Here is an 18,850-nt window from a genome sequence, read left to right on the forward strand (position 1 = left end):
CCGGCCGGAGCACACCCGCTCCGGCCGGCGCCGTTTGTCCGGGTTTCGCCGCCCTCTGCGCCACCGGCGTGACACACTGCGAACGGTGAGGATCTCGCCCGACGGTCCGGAGTGAGAGGGCAGGACTGAGCCAGTGGAGATCAGATGACGGCGAAGGGCCCTGGCAGGGCATTCTCCTCGGGGGTACGGCGATGACCAGGGCGACCGGACCGGTGGTGATCGGGGTCGATTTCGGTACCTCGAACACGGTTGCGGCGCTGGCGGTCCCGGGCCGGGCGCCGCGGATCCTGTCGATCGACGGCTCGAGCTGGCTGCCGTCAGCCGTGTTCCTCACCGACGACGGCGGCCTGACCGTCGGACGCGACGCCGAGCGTCGCGCCCGACTGGCCCCGGAGCGGTTCGAGCCGAACCCGAAACGCCGGATCGACGACGGCGAGATGCTGCTGGGCAGCGCCGTGGTGCCCGTCGAAGACGCCATCGCGGCAGTGCTGCGCCGGGTTGCCGAAGAGGCGCAGCGACAGCTGGACGGCCGGTCGCCCGATGTGGCCGTGCTCAGTCATCCCGCCCGATGGGGTTCGACCAGACGCGCGGCACTGACCTCGGCGGCCCGGCGGGCCGGCCTGGCCGAGCGGGTGACGCTGGTGCCCGAACCGGTCGCCGCCGCAGTGCATTTCGGCTCCCTGCAGGACGCCGGCGAGCGGGCGGCGGGGGCGTCCGTCGGTGGCCGGCCGCTGGCCGTCTACGACCTCGGCGGCGGCACCTTCGACTGCGCGGTGGTGACCACCGCCGACGGACGGTACGCGGTGGCCGCGGACGACGGCCTGATCGATGTCGGCGGCGTGGATTTCGACCAGGCGGTGCTCGACCACCTCGGCCGCACCAGCTCGGCCGCCGGGCCGAACGAGTGGCGGAACCTGCTGCGGCCGCAGAGCTCGGCCGATCGGCGGGCGGCCAGGGCGATCGCCGAGGACGTCCGGTCGGCCAAGGAGACGCTGTCCCGGTACTCACAGGCCGAGGTGCCGCTGCCGCAGCCGTTCAGCGACGCGCTGATCTCCCGGAACGAGTTCGAGGGATTGATCCGGCCGATGGTGATCCGCACCGTCGACGTGCTGGCTCGCACCATCGACCGTGCCGGGGTGACGCCGCGGCAGCTGGCCGGGATCTACCTGGTCGGCGGATCCAGCCGGATCCCGTTGGTGGCCACCGAGATCGGCGAACGCATCGGGGTGGTTCCGACCACCCTGGACCAACCGGAGGCCACCGTCGCGCTGGGCGCCGCGCTGTGGGCGTCGGTGCAGCAGCAACCGGCAGCGGCCGCTCCGCCGATCGGTGCCACTTCGGGCCCGTCGGTTGCTGTGCTGTCGGGGCAGTCGGGGCAGTCGGGGCTGTCGGGGCAGTCGGGGCAGTCGGGGCAGTCAGGGCCGTCAGCGCAGTCGGGTACGTCGGCCGCCGGCCCGTCAGCCGCGGTGCCGTCTGGACCGTCACCGGCGGTGCCGTTCCCTTCGGAGCCGTCCCGGACGGTGCAACAGCACTGGGCGCCGGGCGGGCCGGACCGTTCCCGCCCGAACGAACCGAACGGACCGAACGGACCTGGCGGACCTGGCGGACCTGGCGGGTCGGGCGGGCCGAGCGGCCCGAACGGGTCGTCGGCCGGCGCCGGACCCGGCCGGGGTGCGGCGCCACCGCGGCGCAAGTCCCGCCGCGGTGCGGTGATTGCGATCGCCGCCGCGGTGGTGGCGATCATCGCGGCCACGGTGATCGTCGTGCTGACCACCCGCGGAACGCCCGAGGCTGGGCCGGGGACCGACACGTCGACCCAGGGCACCGGCTCCAGATCCGGCACCAGCCCGACATCGTCGACGGGCGGATCAACGACCGGTGCGTCCACGACCGGTGCGTCCACGACCACGGTGTCATCGGACAAGGTCGACCCCACCAAGTGCAAGGTCGACACGGTGAACGACCAGGGGCTGACGCCGTGCATGGCATCGTTCGCCGGCGGCTTGGTGACCGGGGCCGAGTGCACGATCGACCCGAAGAAGCTGGGGATCACCGAGGAGGAGGCACAGGCGTTCACGACGCTCGCAACGGTGTGGACGGCCTGCTTCAGCCAGGACAAGACAAAGCTGGCGATCCTGTTCCAGAACACCAGCGGCGGCAGCCGCGATGTCCTCTGGGAGGCGATGCTCGGGGCCGAGCCGCAGCTGACGCCGAAGACCTGCGGCAGCTACATCGGGACCGAGTCGCGGGGCGCATTTGTGTTCGGCACCTCCACCGACGACGGCGAGCCGATGCTGCTCTGGGAAGACACCGGGCGCCCGTTGTTGGGCATGCTGCGGCCGCCGGGGGCCGGCAGCCTGATCCCTGAGGCCGAACTCCGCAGCTATTTCGAGGAGCAGAGCGGGCTTGCCCTGACCGAGCAGGCCTGCACGAAGGTGCTCGCGGACACCGGCGTCGACGCGACCGACACCAACACCGGCACCGCCACCGGCGGGAGCTCGACGTCGGCCGGGACCACGACCAGCGTCAACGAGTCGACGGTGCGGCCGGATGATCCGACGAAGTGCGTTGACGCTCCGCTGGACGCCAACAACATGTCCCCGTGCCTGCTGATGCTGGCCGGTAACGCGCCGTCGCTGAAGCCGACCTGCTTCACCGGCGCGAGCCTGGACAACCTCAAGGATCTGGGTGAGGACGTCGCCCCGAGCGTGGTCGCGGGCTGCGGGTTCACCCCTTCACTGATGACCGCGACGGTGATCTATCTGCAGTTCTCCGACACCGCCAAGAGCGAGCAGGTGTTCGCGGCGCTGGCGAAATCGGGAAAGAAGGTGCCGTGGGAACGGGCCGGCCGGCGTGGGACCGCGGTCAGTTCGCTGTCCGACGACGGCCGGACGGCCACCGTCACCTGGACCTTCGACGACATGCCGGTGGTGGTCTACGCCACCGGCCAGGGCGCGGCCGGGGCCACGGTGGAGGGCGAGTCGCTGACGATGGCGATGGACACCTTCTGGAAGAGCTCGTTGCTGCCGATCAACCGATGACCGGCTGCGGTGGATCGCCGGTCCGGCCGTCACCACCGATCGGTAGGCTCTGGCCGTGCGCATGACCGAGTTCCGTGCCCTGATGGCCGCCCAGTTCGGGCCGCTGCGGGCCCCTTCGGTCGCCAAGGACCACGTGTTCGCCGAACTCGGCGGACGGACCGCCGACCAGGCGCTGGACGCCGGCATCAGCCCGAAAAGCGTCTGGGCGCAGGTCTGCATCGACTTCGAGGTGCCGGCCGCGATGCGCCACGGGCTGCCGGACTGACGGCACCCCGGAACGTGGCGACACGCCCACCGGGAAACTTGCATCGAACACCTGTACGGCTAGAGTTTGACGTGTCCGCCGAGCCGGCGAACTGTCCACACAGCACGTTTCTTCCACAACACAGCGAGCGATGCAGTCCGTTGTCGGTGCCCGGTCCTACTGTCGGCGACAACACCGAATCACCGCGGAACAGCACCATCCGACCTACGGATCAGGCATCGACCGGCACCGCCGGCACTCACACAGGAAAGGCAGTCAGCCATGACGGCACCGGATCGCGAGAAGGCACTGGGGATCGCGCTAGCGCAGATCGAGAAGCAGTTCGGCAAGGGCTCGGTGATGCGGCTGGGCGACGAGGGCCGGGCGCCGATCGAGGTGATCCCGACCGGATCGATCGCGCTGGATGTGGCACTCGGGATCGGCGGTCTTCCCCGCGGCCGGATCATCGAGATCTACGGCCCGGAATCCTCCGGCAAGACCACTGTCACCCTGCATGCGGTGGCCAGCGTCCAGGCGGCCGGCGGGATCGCCGCCTTCATCGACGCCGAGCATGCGCTCGACCCCGAGTACGCGAAGGCGCTGGGCGTTGACACCGATGCATTGCTGGTCTCCCAGCCGGACACCGGCGAGCAGGCACTGGAGATCGCGGACATGTTGATCCGCTCGGGTGCCATCGATCTGGTGGTCGTCGACTCGGTGGCCGCGTTGGTGCCCCGGGCCGAGATCGAAGGCGAGATGGGCGACAGCCACGTCGGTCTGCAGGCCAGGCTGATGTCGCAGGCGCTCCGGAAGATCGCCGGCGCGCTGTCCAACACCAACACCACGATGATCTTCATCAACCAGCTGCGAGAGAAGATCGGCGTGATGTTCGGTTCGCCGGAGACCACCACCGGCGGCAAGGCGCTCAAGTTCTACGCCTCTGTCCGGCTGGACATCCGGCGGATCGAGGCGCTCAAGGACGGCACCGACGTGATCGGCAACCGGACAAGGGTCAAGGTCGTCAAGAACAAGGTGGCCCCGCCGTTCAAGCAGGCCGAGTTCGACATCATCTACGGCAGCGGCATCTCCCGCGAGGGGTCGCTGATCGACGTCGGCGTCGAGCAGGGCTTCGTCCGCAAGGCCGGCGCCTGGTACACCTACGAGGGCGAGCAGCTGGGCCAGGGCAAGGAAAACGTCCGAACGTTCCTCAAGGAGAACCCGGACATGGCCGACGAGCTCGACAAGCGCATCAAGGAGAAGCTGGGCGTCGGTGCCCGGCTCGACGTCGACACCGAGCCGGCGCCGGCGCCGGTCGACTTCTGATCCGGCGGTAGACCCGGATCACCACCATGTCGTCCCCATCCGCCCCGCGCGACGGGGCCCCTCCCAGGGACGCCGACCCGTCGGCGGCGCTCGCGGCGCTCGTTGCCGAGCTCGCCGCCGTCGGGTCGGAACCGGAGTCTCCGGCCGTCACCGTTCCCGACGGCGAGGCGTCGAGCAAGGCCCGGGAGGTGGTGCTGCGGCAACTCGCGGCCGGCCCCAGATCCCGGGCCACCCTGGAACGCAAGCTCCGGTCCAAGGACATTCCGGACGACATCGCGAGCGTGGTGCTCGACCGATTCGAGCAACTGAGGTTGATCGACGACCGCGCCTACGCCGAGATGTTCGTCCGGGCCAAGCACCGCGATCGCGGGCTCGGCCGCCAGGCGCTGCGGATGGAGCTGCACCGCAAGGGGGTGGCGGCGGAGGACATCGACCAGGCCGTCGCGGGCATCGACGGCGACGACGAGGAGCGCAGGGCGGCCGAACTCGTCGGCAAGCGGCTCGGGACGGCCTTGGCGGCCGGTCCGCAGGCCGCCCGGCGCCGGCTGCTCGGGCTGCTCGCCCGCCGTGGGTACTCGCCCTCGCTGGCGAGCAAAGTGGTCGACGACGCGTTGTCCGGTGCCGGCCAGGGCGGCGGCGACGGTCAGTCGTCTTGACCCCTTGACGTGTCATCCCTAGTCTCGAAGTCACAGGAGTGTCACGATCGCGGACCAACGGTCCGCGGCCACGCAGCGGCCGCCACGGTCGCCTCGGCCCGGAGTTTCGGGTGCAGGACCGCCTCGCCGGCGCAGACAGCCCGGCAGGCGTAGCTGGTGTACCACCGACCTCCTGAGATAGTCCGCTCGGTTTCCGAGTCGGACCGACGAGGAGGGAGCTACCGGTGACCGAAACCCTCGTCGTCATCCTGGCCGTCGCGGTCGTCATCCTGTTGGTGGTCGTTCTGCTGCAGACCAGGTCCCGGACAACCGCACCGGAACGGCCGGCGCTCGACGAAGCGCGCCTCACGGCGCTGCTGGACAAGGCGCTGACCGCTCGGGCAGAGCCCGCCGGCAGGCATGCCGACGACGGCGAGCAGGACAGCCCCCAAGCATTAGCCCGGTCGGCGGCGGCGGACGAGGAGCTGGCTGCCGGCAGACAGCTGTTGGCCGCCCGGACCGCGGAACTCGAGCAGGCCCAAGAGGCTGCGAGAGCGGCGCGGGCCGAAGCCGACGCCGCCGGGCGGGCGGTGGAGCGGGCCAGGGCCGAGGGTCGTCAGGAAGCCGAGGCGTCGTTCGGCGATGCCCGGGCCGACATCGATCGTCAGCGGAGAATGATTGCGCGCGACAAGGCGCGGCTGGCGGCGGAGTCCGCGACGGCACTGGCCGCCGAACGCGTCGACCTGCAGGCTGCCCAACAGCGGATCGCGGCGTCAACGGACGCGCTCGCCGAGGACCAGCGGCGGCTGGCGGCGGATCGCGAACGGGTTCGCGCGGACGAGGCCGAGGTCAGTCGTGCCTGGGCGAAGGTGGCGGGCAAGGAGGATGCGCTGCGGCTGGAGGCCGAGCAGCTCGCCACCCTCGGCGAACAGGTGGCCGAGCGGTCCAGGGGACTGGACGAGCAGGCCGTACTGCTGGAGGCGGAGCTGGTCCGGGTCTCCGGGCTGACGGCCGAGGCAGCCAGGGCGGAATTGCTCGGCAAGCAGGAGGAGGTCGTCCGCCGGGATGCGGCGATGTTGGTGCGGCGGATCGAGTCGGAGGCCGAATCCACGGCCAAACAGCGGGCCAGGGCCATCGTCGCGGACGCCATTCAGCGAGTGGCATCCGACCAGACGGCACAGACCGTCGTCTCGGTGGTGCATCTGCCGGCGGACGAGGTGAAGGGCAGGATCATCGGTCGCGAGGGCCGCAACATCCGCACCTTCGAGACCGTGACCGGGGTCAACGTCATCATCGACGACACCCCGGAAGCCGTGCTGTTGTCCTGCTTCGATCCGGTCCGCCGGGAGATCGGCCGGGTCACCCTGGAGATGCTGATCGAGGATGGGCGGATCCATCCGCACCGCATCGAGGAGGCCTACGAGCGGAGCTTCGACGAGGTCGAGGCGCGGTGTGCCAGGGCCGCCGAGGACGCGATGCTGGACGTCGGCATCTCCGATCTGCACCCCGAGCTGGTCACCCTGCTCGGGCACCTGAAGTACCGCACCAGCTACGGCCAGAACGTGCTCGGGCACCTGGTGGAGACCGCGCACATCGCCCGGTCGATGGCCGCCGAGCTGGGGATCGACCCGACGGTCGCCGCCCGCGGTGCCTTCCTGCACGACATCGGCAAGGCGCTGACCCACGAAGCGCAGGGGTCGCACGCGGCGGTCGGCGCCGAGTTGGCCCGGCGGTACGGCGAGTCGGAAGACGTTGCGCACTGCATCGAGGCACACCACGACGAGGTGCCGCCGAGTACCGTCGAGGCCGTCCTCACCCAGGCCGCGGATGCCTGCTCCGGCGGGCGTCCCGGCGCCCGCCGCGAATCGTTGGAGGCCTACGTGCAGCGGTTGGAGCGGATCGAGTCGATCGCGGCCACCAAGAAGGGCGTGGAAAAGGTGTTCGCGATGCAGGCCGGCCGGGAGCTGCGGGTGATGGTCAAGCCCGATGTGGTCGACGACCTGGAGGCGCACCTGTTGGCCCGCGAGGTGGCCAAGCAGATCGAGGAAGAACTGACCTATCCCGGCCAGGTGCGGGTCACGGTGATCCGTGAGTCGCGGGCCACCGAGGTGGCGCGGTGAGCGAGCGCAGCGGTGCGAATCATGATGCAGGGCGGGCGACCTGCGCGAGGGACGAGCAGCAGGGGCTCCGCTGAGCCATGCCCCGGCTGCTGGTGGTGCACCACACCACGTCACCCGCGCTGGACGAACTGCTGCAGGCCGTCCGCCGCGGCGCCGGCGATCCCGAGCTGGCCGCCGTCGAGGTGCGCTGCCGGCCGGCATTGACCGCCACTGCGGTCGACGTCCTGCAGGCGGACGGATACCTGCTCGGTACCCCGGCGAACCTTGGCTACATGTCCGGTGCACTGAAGCACTTCTTCGACACCGTCTACTACCCGTGCCTGGAAGCGACCCGCGGCCGCCCGTACGGGCTGTACGTGCACGGCAACAACGATGTCGACGGTGCGCTGACCGCCGTGCACCGGATCGTCACCGGCCTCGGCTGGCAGCAGGTGGCGGAGCCGGTCCGGGTGATCGGGTCGCCCACCGCGGCGGATCGAGCTGCCTGCCAGGATCTCGGCGGCGTCCTCGCGGCCAGCCTGATCTGACACCTCGGCGCGAACCGGGGTGAGGGTCGACATCGGGGTGGCGATGCCGGCTGCTCCCGGCACCGCCACCCCGTTGTCGTGACAGCGCAGGGGCAATGCTCCGTACTGCGCTGGTCCTGGTGCTGTTCGCTGCGATCAGCACAGGACGTTCAGATAGAAGGACTGGTCGGCCGGAACAGCTGCCGCGTTGAACACCCGGATCTGCACCGTGTCGGATGACGAGCCGTAGTAGGTAGTGGTCGAGGCGTATTGGTCCGCAACGTAGACCGAGGCAGTTGCGCTGCAGTACTTGACGTCGCGGTCGAACTGGACCAGATAGACCCCGACACCCAACCGGCTCGACGAGATCGCCCGGGAGCTTCCGGAATAGAGACTGCCGTCGAAGGTGATCAGCACCCCGAGTTGCTTGACGTAGTAGCCGCTCACGTCGATCACCAGATGGGACGGACCGCCGTAGTTCTTCACCCGCAGCGGTTGTCCGGCGGTGGTCGACAGGCTGACGTTCGCCCCGGTGCCGATGTTGACCGTGCTGTAGTTCAGCAGGGTCGCCCCCGGTTCGGCCAGGCCGTTGGGCCAGGCGCGGAAGTAGCCGGCGTGGGTGGGGGTGATGGCGGTCAGCGTGGCAGCGATCGCGGTGGCGCCCTTGGGGATGCCGCAGCCGCCGGTCTTGCCGCCCTGTGGGGCGAAGCCGAAGGTGCCGGTGACGTAGTAGTTGCGCGTCGTGGTGCTGTTGAACTTCCCGACGGCCTTGCGGGTATCGACGATCCGGCAGGGGGTGATCGGGACGTAAACGTCCTCGTGCGAGGGCTGGTTGCCCGGGGCGGCCAGCGGCACTGCACTCACCGTCTGCGGCCCAGGCGGCAGGGTCGGCGGGGGAGCGGCCGCGGAGACGGTGGTGACGCTGAAGCCCACCACCGCGGCGACGATCGCCCCGGTGAGGGTGAGAACCGAACGTGCGGGCATGTGTCCTCCGGGAATGGTGCGTACCGCCGCCGACGGTCGGCGCGGTGACCAACGGGACTGCTGACCTGCAAGAGGTGAGCGGCCCGTCGGCGGATTCCCGGAGTAGCCGGATTGACCGAGCGTGGCTGGTTCGTCCGGACAGATCCTCGACGCCCGGTCACGCCGGTGCCCGGTCGACGGTGCTCGGCACCACCATCAGCACCCATCGGTGCGAACACCGCAGGCAGCGCACACCTGTCCGGACAACCGCTCCGCCACGCGGGTCACGGACAACCGCCCGCCACCTGGGGGATGACCCCCCGGGTGGCGGACAGCGCAGCGGACCGGCAGGCTGGCGGTCGATGACGCCCAGTGAGCAATCCGGTGAACGACGCCAAGGGCCGCCGACGCTGCTCGGCTCCCTTCGGCAGCTTCGTCGTGGTCTGACGGACCTCCGACTGGAGCTGGACGTGCCCGGCGTCGAGGGGGCGCGGGCCGACCGGCAGGCCATGGTGGCCCAGCTCGACGACTACGTTCTGCCTCGGCTGCTGGCAGTGGACGCGCCGCTGCTGGCGGTGGTCGGCGGCTCCACCGGCGCCGGCAAATCCACTCTGGTCAATTCCCTGCTCGGCTTTCCGGCCAGCCGCTCGGGAGTGATCCGGCCGACCACCAGGGCACCGGTCCTGGTGCACCATCCGGCCGATGCCGGGTACTTCACCGACCAACGGATCCTGCCGTCCCTGGCCAGGTCCACGGGGCCGGTGACCCTCGCCCCGGACGAGCCGATCCGATCGCTGCAGCTGATCGGCACCGACGCGGTGCCGGCCGGGCTGGCCATTCTGGACGCCCCCGACATCGACAGTGTGGTCGGCAGCAACCGGGCACTGGCCACTCAGCTGCTCGCGGCCGCCGACCTCTGGGTGTTCGTCACCACCGCGGCCCGCTACGCCGACGCCGTGCCGTGGGACTTCCTGGCCGGTGCGGCCGCCCGGCAAGCCGCCGTGGCGATCGTGCTGGATCGGGTGCCGCCGCAGGCGACCGACGACATCGCCGGGCATCTGCAGTGGATGCTGCAGCAGAACGGCCTCGGCAGTTCGCCGTTGTTCGTCATCCCCGAGGTCGCGGTCGATGGTGCCGGGTTGCTGCCGCCGCCGGTGGTGCAGCCGTTGAAGGGCTGGCTCGGTGGCTTGGCCCACGACGCGGCCGCCCGGCAGGCGGTCGTGCGCCAGACCCTGACCGGCGCGATCCAGGCCATGCTGGGACGGGTGCAGGCGCTGGCCGCGGCGGCCAACGATCAGCGCCGGGCCATCGCCGAACTCGGTCAGCAGATTGACGAGGTGTACGCCGATGCTGCCGGCCGGATCACTGAGGGTCTGGCGGACGGTTCGTTGCTGCGCAGCGAGGTGCTGGCCCGGTGGCAGGAATTCCTCGGCACCGGTGAGTTCATGCGGAAACTGGAGTCGCGGATCGGCCGGGTTCGGGACCGGATGGTGTCGACCGTCACCGGCAAACCCCGCCCGGAAGAACAGGTTGCGGGCGCGCTGCAGTCCGGCGTCGAGCAGTTGATAGCCGGTCAGGTCGAACTGGCCGCCGACGAGGTGCTGCGGCGGTGGCGGAGCCGGGCCGGCGGGCCGGCGCTGCTCGCCGGCCATCCGGAACTCCTCGGCACGGTGCCGGGGCTGACGGACCGGGTCTCAAGGGCGGTCCGGGACTGGCAGGCCGGGGTGCTGGAACTGGTCCGCACCGAGGGCAAGGGCAAGCGCACCGGGGCCAGGGTGCTGTCGTACGGGGTGAACGGTACCGGCGTGCTGCTGATGCTGGTGACGTTCTCCCAGACCGCCGGGCTGACCGGCGCGGAGGTCGGGATTGCCGGTGGGACAGCGGTTCTCGCCCAGCGGGTACTCGAGGCCGCCTTCGGCGACCAGGCCGTGCGCGCCCTGGTCAGCCAGGCCCGTAAGGACCTGGTCGATCGCGGGCGGCAGCTGCTGGACGCCGACCGGGCCCGCTTCGATGCGGTGCTGGCCGGACCGGCCGACGGCCCGACGCCGGCCGACCTCGATCGGCTGGCCGCAGCGGTGGCGATGAGCCGTTGAACATCTTCGGCCGCGGCAGGAGCGGAAAGCGCAGGGGCGGGCCGGATCTGGCTGCCAGGGTGACGGCGCTGCAGCAGGTGCTGCAGGTGGGCGGCCCGCGGCTGGGGGAGGTGTCGGCGCGGCGCGCCGACGAGTTGATCGGCAAGCTGTCCCAGCGGCTGACGCTGGCCGGTGACAACACCGTTGCGGCCCTGGCCGGTGCCACCGGCAGTGGCAAATCCAGCCTGTTCAACGCGATCTGCGGCTCGGCGGTGTCCCAGGTCGGGGTGCGCCGGCCGACCACCTCGACGGCGACGGCCGCGATCTGGGAAGCGGACCCGGAGGCGGCCGAACCGTCGGCGCTGCTGAATTGGCTGGCGGTGCCCCGGCGGCAGCTGATCGCGGCCACCGGGCAGCAGGCGTCGCTGGACAAGCTGGTGTTGCTCGACCTCCCGGACCACGACTCCACCGAGACGGCGCACCGCGCCGAATCCGACCGGTTGATCGAACTGGTCGACGTCTTCGTCTGGGTGACCGATCCGCAGAAATACGCCGACGCCGCCCTGCACCGGCGATACCTGTCCCGGCTGGCCGGGCACGATGCCGTCACCATCGTGGTGCTGAACCAGGCCGACCGGCTGACGCCCGAGCAGCTGCGAGCCGCGGCCGCGGACCTGACCAGGCTGCTGCGGGCTGACGGACTGGACGCCGTGCAGGTGCTGCCGACGTCGGTCGTCACCGGGCAGGGCATCGAAACCCTGAGAGGTGCGCTGGCGCAGGCGGTCGGTCGGCGCAGTGCGGCCGCCGAGCGGCTGTCGGCGGATCTGGACGCGGTGGCGGTCGAGTTGTCGGCGGACATCGGCACGGGCGAAATCGACCCGGCGACGGTGCACCGCGACGGCGGCCTGGCCGCGGCGATGGCCGCGGCCGCCGGAGTGCCAACCGTGCTGGCCGCGGTCGAGGCAGGCTACCGGCGGGACGCGTCCGGCGCCGTCGGCTGGCCGTTCACCCGCTGGTTGCGGCGGTTCCGGCCGGACCCGTTGCGCCGGCTGCGGATCGGCCGCGCGGGCGGCCGCGCCGATGCCGCGGACACCGTGGCCAGGACCTCCCTGCCACCACCGACCCCGGCCGCGCTGACCCAGCTGGACCTGGCCACCCGCCGGCTCGGCGACGCAGCGTCGGCCGGTCTGCCTCCGCGCTGGGCCGCCGCGGTCGAGGACGCTGCCCGGCCACCGCAGGTCGACCTGGCGGACGGCCTCGACCGGGTGGTCGGCGAGGCGGATCTGGGCATGCGGAAACCCGCGTGGTGGCGGGTGATCGGCGCCATCCAGTGGCTGCTGGCCGCCGCCGCGACGGCCGGTCTGGTCTGGCTGCTGGTGCTCGCCGTGCTCGGCTGGCTGCACGTGCCGCCGCCGAACACGCCGTACCTCGGCCCGCTGCCCTGGCCGACCCTGCTGCTGCTCGGCGGCGCGGTGGTCGGGCTGGCGCTGGCCCTGCTGCTGCGGCCGGCGATCGCGGTCGGCGCCCGCCGCCGTCGGGACCGGGTGGCGGCGCTCCTGGATCGCGGGCTCGCGAGTCTCGCCGAGCAGCGCATCCTGCAGCCGGTGCAGCGGGTGCTGGCCGAGCACCGGGAGACCCGACGGGCGCTGGAGGCGGTGCGCTCCGGCCGATGAACGCGGCCCAGCCGATCAGGCGATCGTCTGGTTGCCCTGTTCGTCGGTGACCACCATGGACGGGCCACCACCGGCCTCGGCGCCGGTCATCATCACGGCCAGCTCCCGCGGACCCCGCTTGCCCCGGCGCAACCGCTTCTCCAGCAGTGATGCCGTGCTGGTCAGCAGCAGGTTGAGCACGATGTAGACCACCGCGATCAGCACGTACATCTGCAGCTGGTCCTTGAGGTTGGTGCCGGCGGTGTTGGCCGCGCGCCGCAGCTCGTTGTAGCCCATCAGCAGCAGGCCGCCGAGGGCGGTGTCCTTGAGGATGACGACGAGCTGGCTGACTACCGCCGGGAGCATCGCGGTGAGCGCCTGGGGGAGCAGGATCTGGCCCATCATCTGGGACTTGCTCAGTCCGATCGCCATCGATGCCTCGGTCTGGCCCTTGGGCAGCGACTGGATCCCGGCCCGGAACACCTCGGCCAGCACCGAGCCGTTGTAGAGCACCAGGCCGATCACCACCGAGGCCAGCGGGCTGGACGAGCCGAAGACGGTGAACCACAGGGTGTAGGCGAAGACCATCAGGATGATCACCGGGATGGCCCGGAAGAACTCGACGATCACCGAGGCGACCCAGCGGACCCAGCGGTGGTCGGACAGCCGGGCGACGCCGAGCAGGGCGCCGATCGGCAGCGCGATGACCACCGAGATGAGCGCCGCCTTGATGGTGTTCCACAGACCGGGCAACAGATAGGTGGTCCAGGTGTTGGCCTGGAAGATCGGCTTCCAGAGTTTCCAGTCGAACTGCCCCTTGGCGTCGAGTTTGGCGTAGACCCACCAGAGACCCGCGGCGAGCAGGATCAGAAAGACGATGGTGAGGATCAGGTTGCGGCGCCGAGCCTTCGGGCCGGGGATGTCGTAGAGGACAGCCAGATTGCTGCTCATCGCTTCACCGCCACCTTCTGCGCGACCCGGCCGAGCAGGATGCCGACCGGCAGGGTCAGGATGATGAACCCGGCGGCGATGATGATGAAGATGGCGACGAACTTGTCCGCTTCGTTCTCCATCATGGTGGCCATCAGACCGGCGATCTCCGCGGAGAAGATGGCCGCGGCCACCGTGGTGTTCTTGATCAGTGCGATCAGCACGCTGGCCAGCGGGGCGATCACCGCCCGGAAGGCTTGCGGCAGTACGACGATTCCCAGAACCTGGGTGAACTTCATCCCGATCGCGCGGGCGGCCTCGGCCTGGCCGGCCGGCACGGTGTTGATGCCGGACCGGATCGCCTCGCTGACGAACGTCGAGGTGTAGAGGATGAAGCCGAGCACCGCCAGCCGGAAGTTCTGGTTGTAGAGGAAGTCGATGGCGCCCTGCGCGCCGGCCCCGCGGGAGGCAAGTTTCAGCCCGAGCTGGGTGTACAGCACCTGCGACATCATGATGATGATCAGCGTCAGCGGGGTGTTCCGGACGATGTTCACGTACACCGTGGAGAACCCGCGCATCAACGGCACCGGGCTGACCCGCATGCCGGCCAACACGGTGCCAAGGATCAGCGCCCCGATCGCCGACCAGAAGGTCAGCTGGATGTTGCCCCAGAAGGCCTTGAGGATCGGGTAATCAGGGTTGGACAGGAAGCTGAAATCCACTGGCTGCTCCCGCAGGGAAAGGGCCGAAACGGCCGGGTGGGCGTCGTCGACGTCCGCCCGGCCGTGGCGTTGGTCAGGAGGTCAGGTTTTCCGGGGGGTCGGGGATGGTGTAGCCGGAGGGGCCGACGTTCTTTTCCAGGGAGGCTTTCCAGGAGCCGTCGGAGACCATTTTCTTCAGGGCGGTGTTGATGGCGTCTTCTCCGGTGGTGTCGCCCTTTTTCAGGCCGATGCCGTAGTTCTCGTCGGAGAAGCCCTTGCCGACGAGGCGGAACACGCCGGGGTCCTGGGCGGCGTAGCCGGCCAGGATGACGTCGTCGGTGGTGAGGGCGTCGACGACGCCGGCTTTGACCTGGGCGGCGCATTCGGAGTAGGTGCCGAATTCTTGCAGGGCGACTTCGGTGGCGAACTGGTCCTTGACCTTCTGCGCCGAGGTGGAGCCGGTGACGGAGCAGAGGATTTTGCCGTTCAGCGTTTCGGGGCCGGTGATGTCGGTGTTGTCGGCTTTGACCAGTAGGTCTTGGTGGGCCAGGAAGTAGGGGCCGGCGAAGTTGACTTTTTCTTTGCGGGTGTCGGTGATGGAGTAGGTGCCGACGATGTAGTCGACTTCGCCCTTGGCGATCTTGTCTTCGCGTTCGGCGGATTTGGTTTCGACGAAGTTGATCTTGGCTTCGTCGACGCCGAGTTCTTTGGCGACGTAGCGGGCGACGTCGATGTCGAAGCCGGAGAAGGATCCGTCGGGGTTCTTCTGGCCCAGGCCGGGTTGGTCGAATTTGACGCCGATGGTCAGTTTCCCGGCCTTGGCGTTGGTCAGCAGCTGTGAGGCGGCGGCGTCGCCGCCGCCGGCGGCTGAGGTGTCCGCGGCGGAGGAGTCCCCACCGGCGGCGGAGGTGTCGGCCGCTGAGGTGTCGGCGGCGGCTGACGTTTCGCTGCCGGCGGCGGGGGTGCTGGTGTCGGCGGCTTTGTCGCTGCCGCAGGCGCCCAGGGTCAACGCGGCGACCGCGGCGAGTGCCACGGTGATGCCCAACTGTCGGAGTTTCATGTCCGTCATTCCTTTCGGATGGCGGGGCCGGGGATCTCCCGGCCCGGGTGGTCGTACTAGTGGGTCAGGATCTTGCCCAGGAAATCCTTCGCGAGCACTGGCTGCTGGTCCTTCCCGGCAGGAGCTGGCCGCCGACGTCGATGGCGGACGTCGGCGACTATCTCTGATAGTGGTGCGAGCCTGGCAGATGTCCCTCGGATCGCCATCCGCCCTGCGCAATCCTTGATCGGCTTCTGAGGAATGACGTCATGGCGGGCCGGCGGCAGCATCGGAGGGTGACCGGCCGGTGTGGTCCCGTCACCCGTTTGCCCGCCCGACCGGGTGACGCCCGAGCGGGTGAACCCTCGTGATAACGTGTGTGCCGCAAGCGGTTACGGTCGCTTGCGGAGGGCGCGGGCGGGCCGCTGCCGATGCCATGCGGCATGGCCGCGAAGGTAAGGAAGACCTGCAGATGCATGTGATGGTGGTCGAAGATGACCTCCGGGTGGCCGGCACCATGAGGTCTGTCCTGCGCCGACACGGCTACGAGGTCACCGGTGCGGACAACGGCACCGAGGCGCTGGATCGCTGCGACGGCTCCGTCGACATGGTGCTGCTCGACCTCGGCCTTCCGGACATGGACGGAAACGAGGTGTGCATCCGGCTGCGCCGCCGGATGGACGTGCCGATCATCGTCGTGACCGCACGCTCGGAAATGGGATCGATGGTGCACCTGCTGGGACTCGGAGCCGACGACTACCTGGTCAAGCCGTTCGACCTCCGCGAACTCATCGCCCGCATCGAGGCGGTGGGTCGGCGGCACATCAGCCACACCGCCGACCGGCCGTCGGACCGGTATGTGCAGATCGGCACCGTCCGGCTGGACCGCGCGGCGCGCAAGCTGTGGGTGGATGAGCGACTCGTCATGCTCACCAGGAAGGAATTCGACCTGTTCGCCGCGCTGGCCAGGCACCCGGGAATCGCGCTCCGTCGGGAGCAGCTGATCAGCGAGGTATGGCAGACCAGTTGGCACGGCATGGGGCGCAGTCTCGAGGTGCACATCGCCTCGCTGCGCAACAAGGTCGGCGTCGCCGGGCTGATCGAGACCGTGCGTGGCATCGGGTACGCGCTGACGGCCGAGTAACGGTGCGCACCCGCATCGTTGCGCTGCTGATCGCTCCCATCGCCTGCATTCTGCTCACCCTCGGGGCGGTGATCGCCCACAACTTCGCTGCCTCGACGGCGCAGCAGGCGTATCTGAAGCAGCTCGACGACGTCAACCGCTTCCGGTCGGACGTCGCGGCGGCAGTGGCGTCCTCTGAGGTTTCCGGCATGCAGAGCGAGCTCGACCGATACGGCGAGGTCTACCGGATCGGCGCCGCCGTGGTGAAGCAGGACGGTCAGATGTGGCTGGGCAACGGCAATATCACCCTCGACGAGGCGCGGGTCGGCGACAGTGTCGCGGCCGCACTGTCCGGCAAGCACAGCGAGCCCGCCGGATTTCGCTGGCCCTGGGACGCCCGTCCGTTGATCGTGTCCGCCCCGGTCAGCTTCCGCAGCGACGTGATCGGGGCGGTGGTGACCGTGTCGGACACCACGGCATTGGGTCGCGCGATCGTTTGGAGGTGGTCGCTGCTGGCGCTCGGCGTGGCGCTGACCATCGCGGCCGCCGTGATCGTTGCGGATCGGCTCGCCCGATGGGCGATCCGCCCGGTCGGTGTGCTGGCGACGGCCCTCGCCGCGGTTGGGGACGGTCAGATCCAGGCCAGGGTGCCACCGGGCAGCGGCCCGCCCGAGCTACGACATCTGGTGGTCGCCTTCAACGACATGGCGGCCAGGGTGGAGACGGCGATCAGGAACCAGCGCGCATTCGTCGCCAACGCATCGCACGAATTGCGTAACCCGTTGAACGCCCTGCTCCTGCAGGTCGAGGAACTCGGGATGACGATCGACGACGAGTCCCGGCCGCACTACGAGGCCGCCCGCGAGGAGGGCCTGCGAATGGCCCGGCTGCTCGATGCCCTGCTGATGCTCGCCAGGGGCGAGAACTCGGAGTTCGTCACCGGACCTGTCGACATCGCTCAATTGGCATTGCACCGGGTCGGGGCGCTCCGGCCGCTGGCCGCCGAGCGGGGCGTTCGGCTGGAAGTCGCAGGCGCAGAGTCGGTATGGGCCGACGCCGATGACGTGGCCGTGGAGCTCGCGCTGGACGCGGTCCTGGACAACGCCTCGAAGTTCGCCCCGTCCGGCAGCACGGTCACCGTGTCGGCAGCACGGCAGGCGGATGACGCGAGCCTGTCGGTGCGGGACCATGGACCGGGGATGTCGGAGCGGGAGTTGACGGTGGCAACGGACCGGTTCTGGCGCAGCCCGCAACACCAGAACCAGCCGGGATCCGGGCTGGGGTTGGCCATCGCCAGCACCTTCATCCGGGTTTGCGGCGGAACCCTGGAGATGGCATCGCCGGTCGGCGGTGGCCTGGTGGTGGAACTTCGGTTACCCGCGAGAGACGATGAGATCGAATGAGACGGTCGACCCCCGGCGAGGGCTTGAGCAGACGGACGTTGCTGGCCGGTGCCGGTGCATTGCTGCTGGCCGGTTGCGGACCCAGCCCGCGGTCGAGCAGGCCGATCGTCCTGGCGACCGGCGACACCAAAGGTGTCTATTACTCCTACGGAATCGAGGTGGCGAATGCCCTCGCGTTCGAGCTGGGCGGGGTGACGATCGAAGTCCGTTCCACCTCCGGCTCGGTCGACAACCTGCAGCGAATCGCCCGAGGTACTGCCGATCTGGCGATCGTCGCGGCCGACGCGGCCCTGGATGCCGCTTCCGGCCGGGCAAACTTCCCGGCACCCGTGTCGTTCGATGGCGTTGCCCGGCTGTATGACGACTTCATCCATTTGGTGGTCCCGGCCGATTCTCCAATCCGGAGCGTCACCGATCTTCCCGGGCATCGCCTTTCCCTCGGATCTCCAGGATCAGGGACGGAACTGATCGCCGGGCGCATATTGGAGACCGCCGCTGTGTCCATCGATCCTGCCGACAATCTGCACCTGGGAATCAATGAGTGCATCCTGGCGATGAGTCAGGGCAGGCTGGAGGCATTCTTCTGGTCCGGTGGGCTGCCAACGGTCGGCGTCACCGAGCTCGCGGCGACAACCCCTATCCGGCTGATCGACATCGGTGGCCTCTCGGCCGGAATGCGGACCCTCGCGGGACTGTCCTACCGGAGCGCAACGGTGCCGGCTCGGACCTACGGCATTCCCGAGGAGATCACCACGATCGCGGTGCCGAACTACCTGGTCGTCGCCCGAAACATGAGTGAAGACCTGGTCTTTGGCTTCACCGAAGGTCTGTTCCGGCATCGTGACGAGATGGCCCAGAGGGTGTCGGCGATCGGCAAGCTGGACATCGGGCGGGCCATCTACACGGCGCCGATCGAACTTCACCCCGGTGCGTTGCGCTACTACCGCAGCACCCGCGACTGACCTGTCGCACCGACCCGGCCCCACCCAACTCGCGCCGCGGGTCTGCGCCGTTCGAGTTCCGGCCGCCGCCGCTGCGCGCCGGCGCTAACCGTCCGTAGGCATTGCCGGAGAGTCGGAAAGCTCAACGCGGGTGTTG

The 18,850-nt window shown here is 69.7% G+C and carries 15 protein-coding genes; 11 read left to right on the forward strand and 4 right to left on the reverse strand.

Annotation, left to right across the window (positions count from 1 at the left end; all coding sequences use genetic code 11):
• The first annotated feature begins 191 nt into the window (after positions 1-191).
• From K340_RS34705 to K340_RS0122300, 6 genes are all read left to right on the forward strand, one after another.
• Positions 192-3,041, forward strand: a complete 2,850-nt coding sequence (locus K340_RS34705; protein ID WP_051267221.1) for an Hsp70 family protein — start codon at positions 192-194, stop codon at positions 3,039-3,041.
• Between the two features lie 55 nt (positions 3,042-3,096).
• Complete coding sequence (locus K340_RS0122280; protein WP_029138319.1) at positions 3,097-3,306, forward strand: DUF3046 domain-containing protein; 210 nt, start codon at positions 3,097-3,099, stop codon at positions 3,304-3,306.
• 261 nt (positions 3,307-3,567) lie between these two features.
• Entirely contained in the window at positions 3,568-4,608 is a 1,041-nt protein-coding gene (gene recA, locus K340_RS0122285; protein WP_029138320.1) for a recombinase RecA, read from the forward strand.
• A 26-nt stretch (positions 4,609-4,634) separates the two neighbouring features.
• Complete coding sequence (locus tag K340_RS0122290) at positions 4,635-5,264, forward strand: regulatory protein RecX (RefSeq protein ID WP_029138321.1); 630 nt, start codon at positions 4,635-4,637, stop codon at positions 5,262-5,264.
• Positions 5,265-5,488: 224 nt separating this feature from the next.
• The gene (gene rny, locus K340_RS0122295) at positions 5,489-7,363 is read left to right on the forward strand and encodes a ribonuclease Y (RefSeq protein ID WP_029138322.1); all 1,875 of its coding nucleotides are present in this window, start codon (positions 5,489-5,491) and stop codon (positions 7,361-7,363) included.
• Between the two features lie 77 nt (positions 7,364-7,440).
• On the forward strand, positions 7,441-7,890 hold the full coding sequence (locus K340_RS0122300) for a flavodoxin family protein (RefSeq protein ID WP_029138323.1): 450 nt from the start codon (positions 7,441-7,443) through the stop codon (positions 7,888-7,890).
• Between the two features lie 135 nt (positions 7,891-8,025).
• Here K340_RS0122300 and K340_RS0122305 read toward each other — a convergent pair whose 3' ends face one another.
• Complete coding sequence (locus K340_RS0122305) at positions 8,026-8,853, reverse strand: hypothetical protein (RefSeq protein ID WP_029138324.1); 828 nt, start codon at positions 8,851-8,853, stop codon at positions 8,026-8,028.
• A 341-nt stretch (positions 8,854-9,194) separates the two neighbouring features.
• Here K340_RS0122305 and K340_RS0122310 point away from each other — a divergent pair, with 341 nt between their 5' ends.
• Both K340_RS0122310 and K340_RS0122315 read left to right on the forward strand, forming a co-directional pair.
• The gene (locus tag K340_RS0122310) at positions 9,195-10,925 is read left to right on the forward strand and encodes a dynamin family protein (RefSeq protein WP_029138325.1); all 1,731 of its coding nucleotides are present in this window, start codon (positions 9,195-9,197) and stop codon (positions 10,923-10,925) included.
• The gene (locus K340_RS0122315; RefSeq protein ID WP_029138326.1) at positions 10,922-12,577 is read left to right on the forward strand and encodes a GTPase; all 1,656 of its coding nucleotides are present in this window, start codon (positions 10,922-10,924) and stop codon (positions 12,575-12,577) included. Before K340_RS0122310 ends, K340_RS0122315 begins: the two co-directional genes overlap by 4 nt.
• 15 nt (positions 12,578-12,592) lie before the next feature.
• Here K340_RS0122315 and K340_RS32440 read toward each other — a convergent pair whose 3' ends face one another.
• The 3 genes from K340_RS32440 to K340_RS32445 form a co-directional block, all read right to left on the reverse strand.
• Positions 12,593-13,507, reverse strand: coding sequence for an amino acid ABC transporter permease (locus K340_RS32440; protein ID WP_051267224.1), 915 nt, complete (start codon positions 13,505-13,507; stop codon positions 12,593-12,595).
• Positions 13,504-14,208, reverse strand: a complete 705-nt coding sequence (locus K340_RS0122325; protein WP_051267226.1) for an amino acid ABC transporter permease — start codon at positions 14,206-14,208, stop codon at positions 13,504-13,506. The genes K340_RS32440 and K340_RS0122325 overlap by 4 nt, the downstream gene beginning before the upstream one ends.
• A 73-nt stretch (positions 14,209-14,281) precedes the next feature.
• Positions 14,282-15,247 (reverse strand): glutamate ABC transporter substrate-binding protein, encoded by a 966-nt coding sequence (locus K340_RS32445; protein WP_037366390.1) that lies wholly within the window; start codon positions 15,245-15,247, stop codon positions 14,282-14,284.
• Between the two features lie 451 nt (positions 15,248-15,698).
• Between K340_RS32445 and K340_RS0122340 the strand changes: the two genes are divergently transcribed.
• Genes K340_RS0122340 through K340_RS0122350 form a run of 3 tightly spaced genes read left to right on the forward strand, consistent with a single transcriptional unit; the run spans position 15,699 to position 18,714 of the window.
• On the forward strand, positions 15,699-16,370 hold the full coding sequence (locus K340_RS0122340) for a response regulator transcription factor (protein ID WP_029138328.1): 672 nt from the start codon (positions 15,699-15,701) through the stop codon (positions 16,368-16,370).
• A 2-nt stretch (positions 16,371-16,372) separates the two neighbouring features.
• Positions 16,373-17,752 carry a sensor histidine kinase gene (locus tag K340_RS0122345; RefSeq protein WP_029138329.1) on the forward strand — a complete coding sequence of 460 codons (1,380 nt, stop codon included), beginning with the start codon at positions 16,373-16,375 and terminating at the stop codon, positions 17,750-17,752.
• Positions 17,749-18,714 carry a TAXI family TRAP transporter solute-binding subunit gene (locus K340_RS0122350; RefSeq protein ID WP_029138330.1) on the forward strand — a complete coding sequence of 322 codons (966 nt, stop codon included), beginning with the start codon at positions 17,749-17,751 and terminating at the stop codon, positions 18,712-18,714. The genes K340_RS0122345 and K340_RS0122350 overlap by 4 nt, the downstream gene beginning before the upstream one ends.
• The last annotated feature ends 136 nt before the right edge of the window (positions 18,715-18,850 follow it).

The organism is Nakamurella lactea DSM 19367, from assembly GCF_000426645.1.
Lineage (GTDB): Bacteria > Actinomycetota > Actinomycetes > Mycobacteriales > Nakamurellaceae > Nakamurella > Nakamurella lactea.

Excerpts from the sequence above, each read along its gene's own strand:
- K340_RS34705 (WP_051267221.1), top strand. The coding sequence starts at position 192 with ATGACCAGGGCGACCGGACCGGTGGTGATCGGGGTCGATTTCGGTACC.
- recA (WP_029138320.1), top strand. The coding sequence starts at position 3,568 with ATGACGGCACCGGATCGCGAGAAGGCACTGGGGATCGCGCTAGCGCAG.
- K340_RS0122290 (WP_029138321.1), top strand. The coding sequence starts at position 4,635 with ATGTCGTCCCCATCCGCCCCGCGCGACGGGGCCCCTCCCAGGGACGCC.
- K340_RS0122300 (WP_029138323.1), top strand. The coding sequence starts at position 7,441 with ATGCCCCGGCTGCTGGTGGTGCACCACACCACGTCACCCGCGCTGGAC.
- K340_RS0122305 (WP_029138324.1), bottom strand. The coding sequence starts at position 8,853 with ATGCCCGCACGTTCGGTTCTCACCCTCACCGGGGCGATCGTCGCCGCG.
- K340_RS0122310 (WP_029138325.1), top strand. The coding sequence starts at position 9,195 with ATGACGCCCAGTGAGCAATCCGGTGAACGACGCCAAGGGCCGCCGACG.
- K340_RS32440 (WP_051267224.1), bottom strand. The coding sequence starts at position 13,507 with ATGAGCAGCAATCTGGCTGTCCTCTACGACATCCCCGGCCCGAAGGCT.
- K340_RS32445 (WP_037366390.1), bottom strand. The coding sequence starts at position 15,247 with ATGAAACTCCGACAGTTGGGCATCACCGTGGCACTCGCCGCGGTCGCC.
- K340_RS0122340 (WP_029138328.1), top strand. The coding sequence starts at position 15,699 with ATGCATGTGATGGTGGTCGAAGATGACCTCCGGGTGGCCGGCACCATG.
- K340_RS0122350 (WP_029138330.1), top strand. The coding sequence starts at position 17,749 with ATGAGACGGTCGACCCCCGGCGAGGGCTTGAGCAGACGGACGTTGCTG.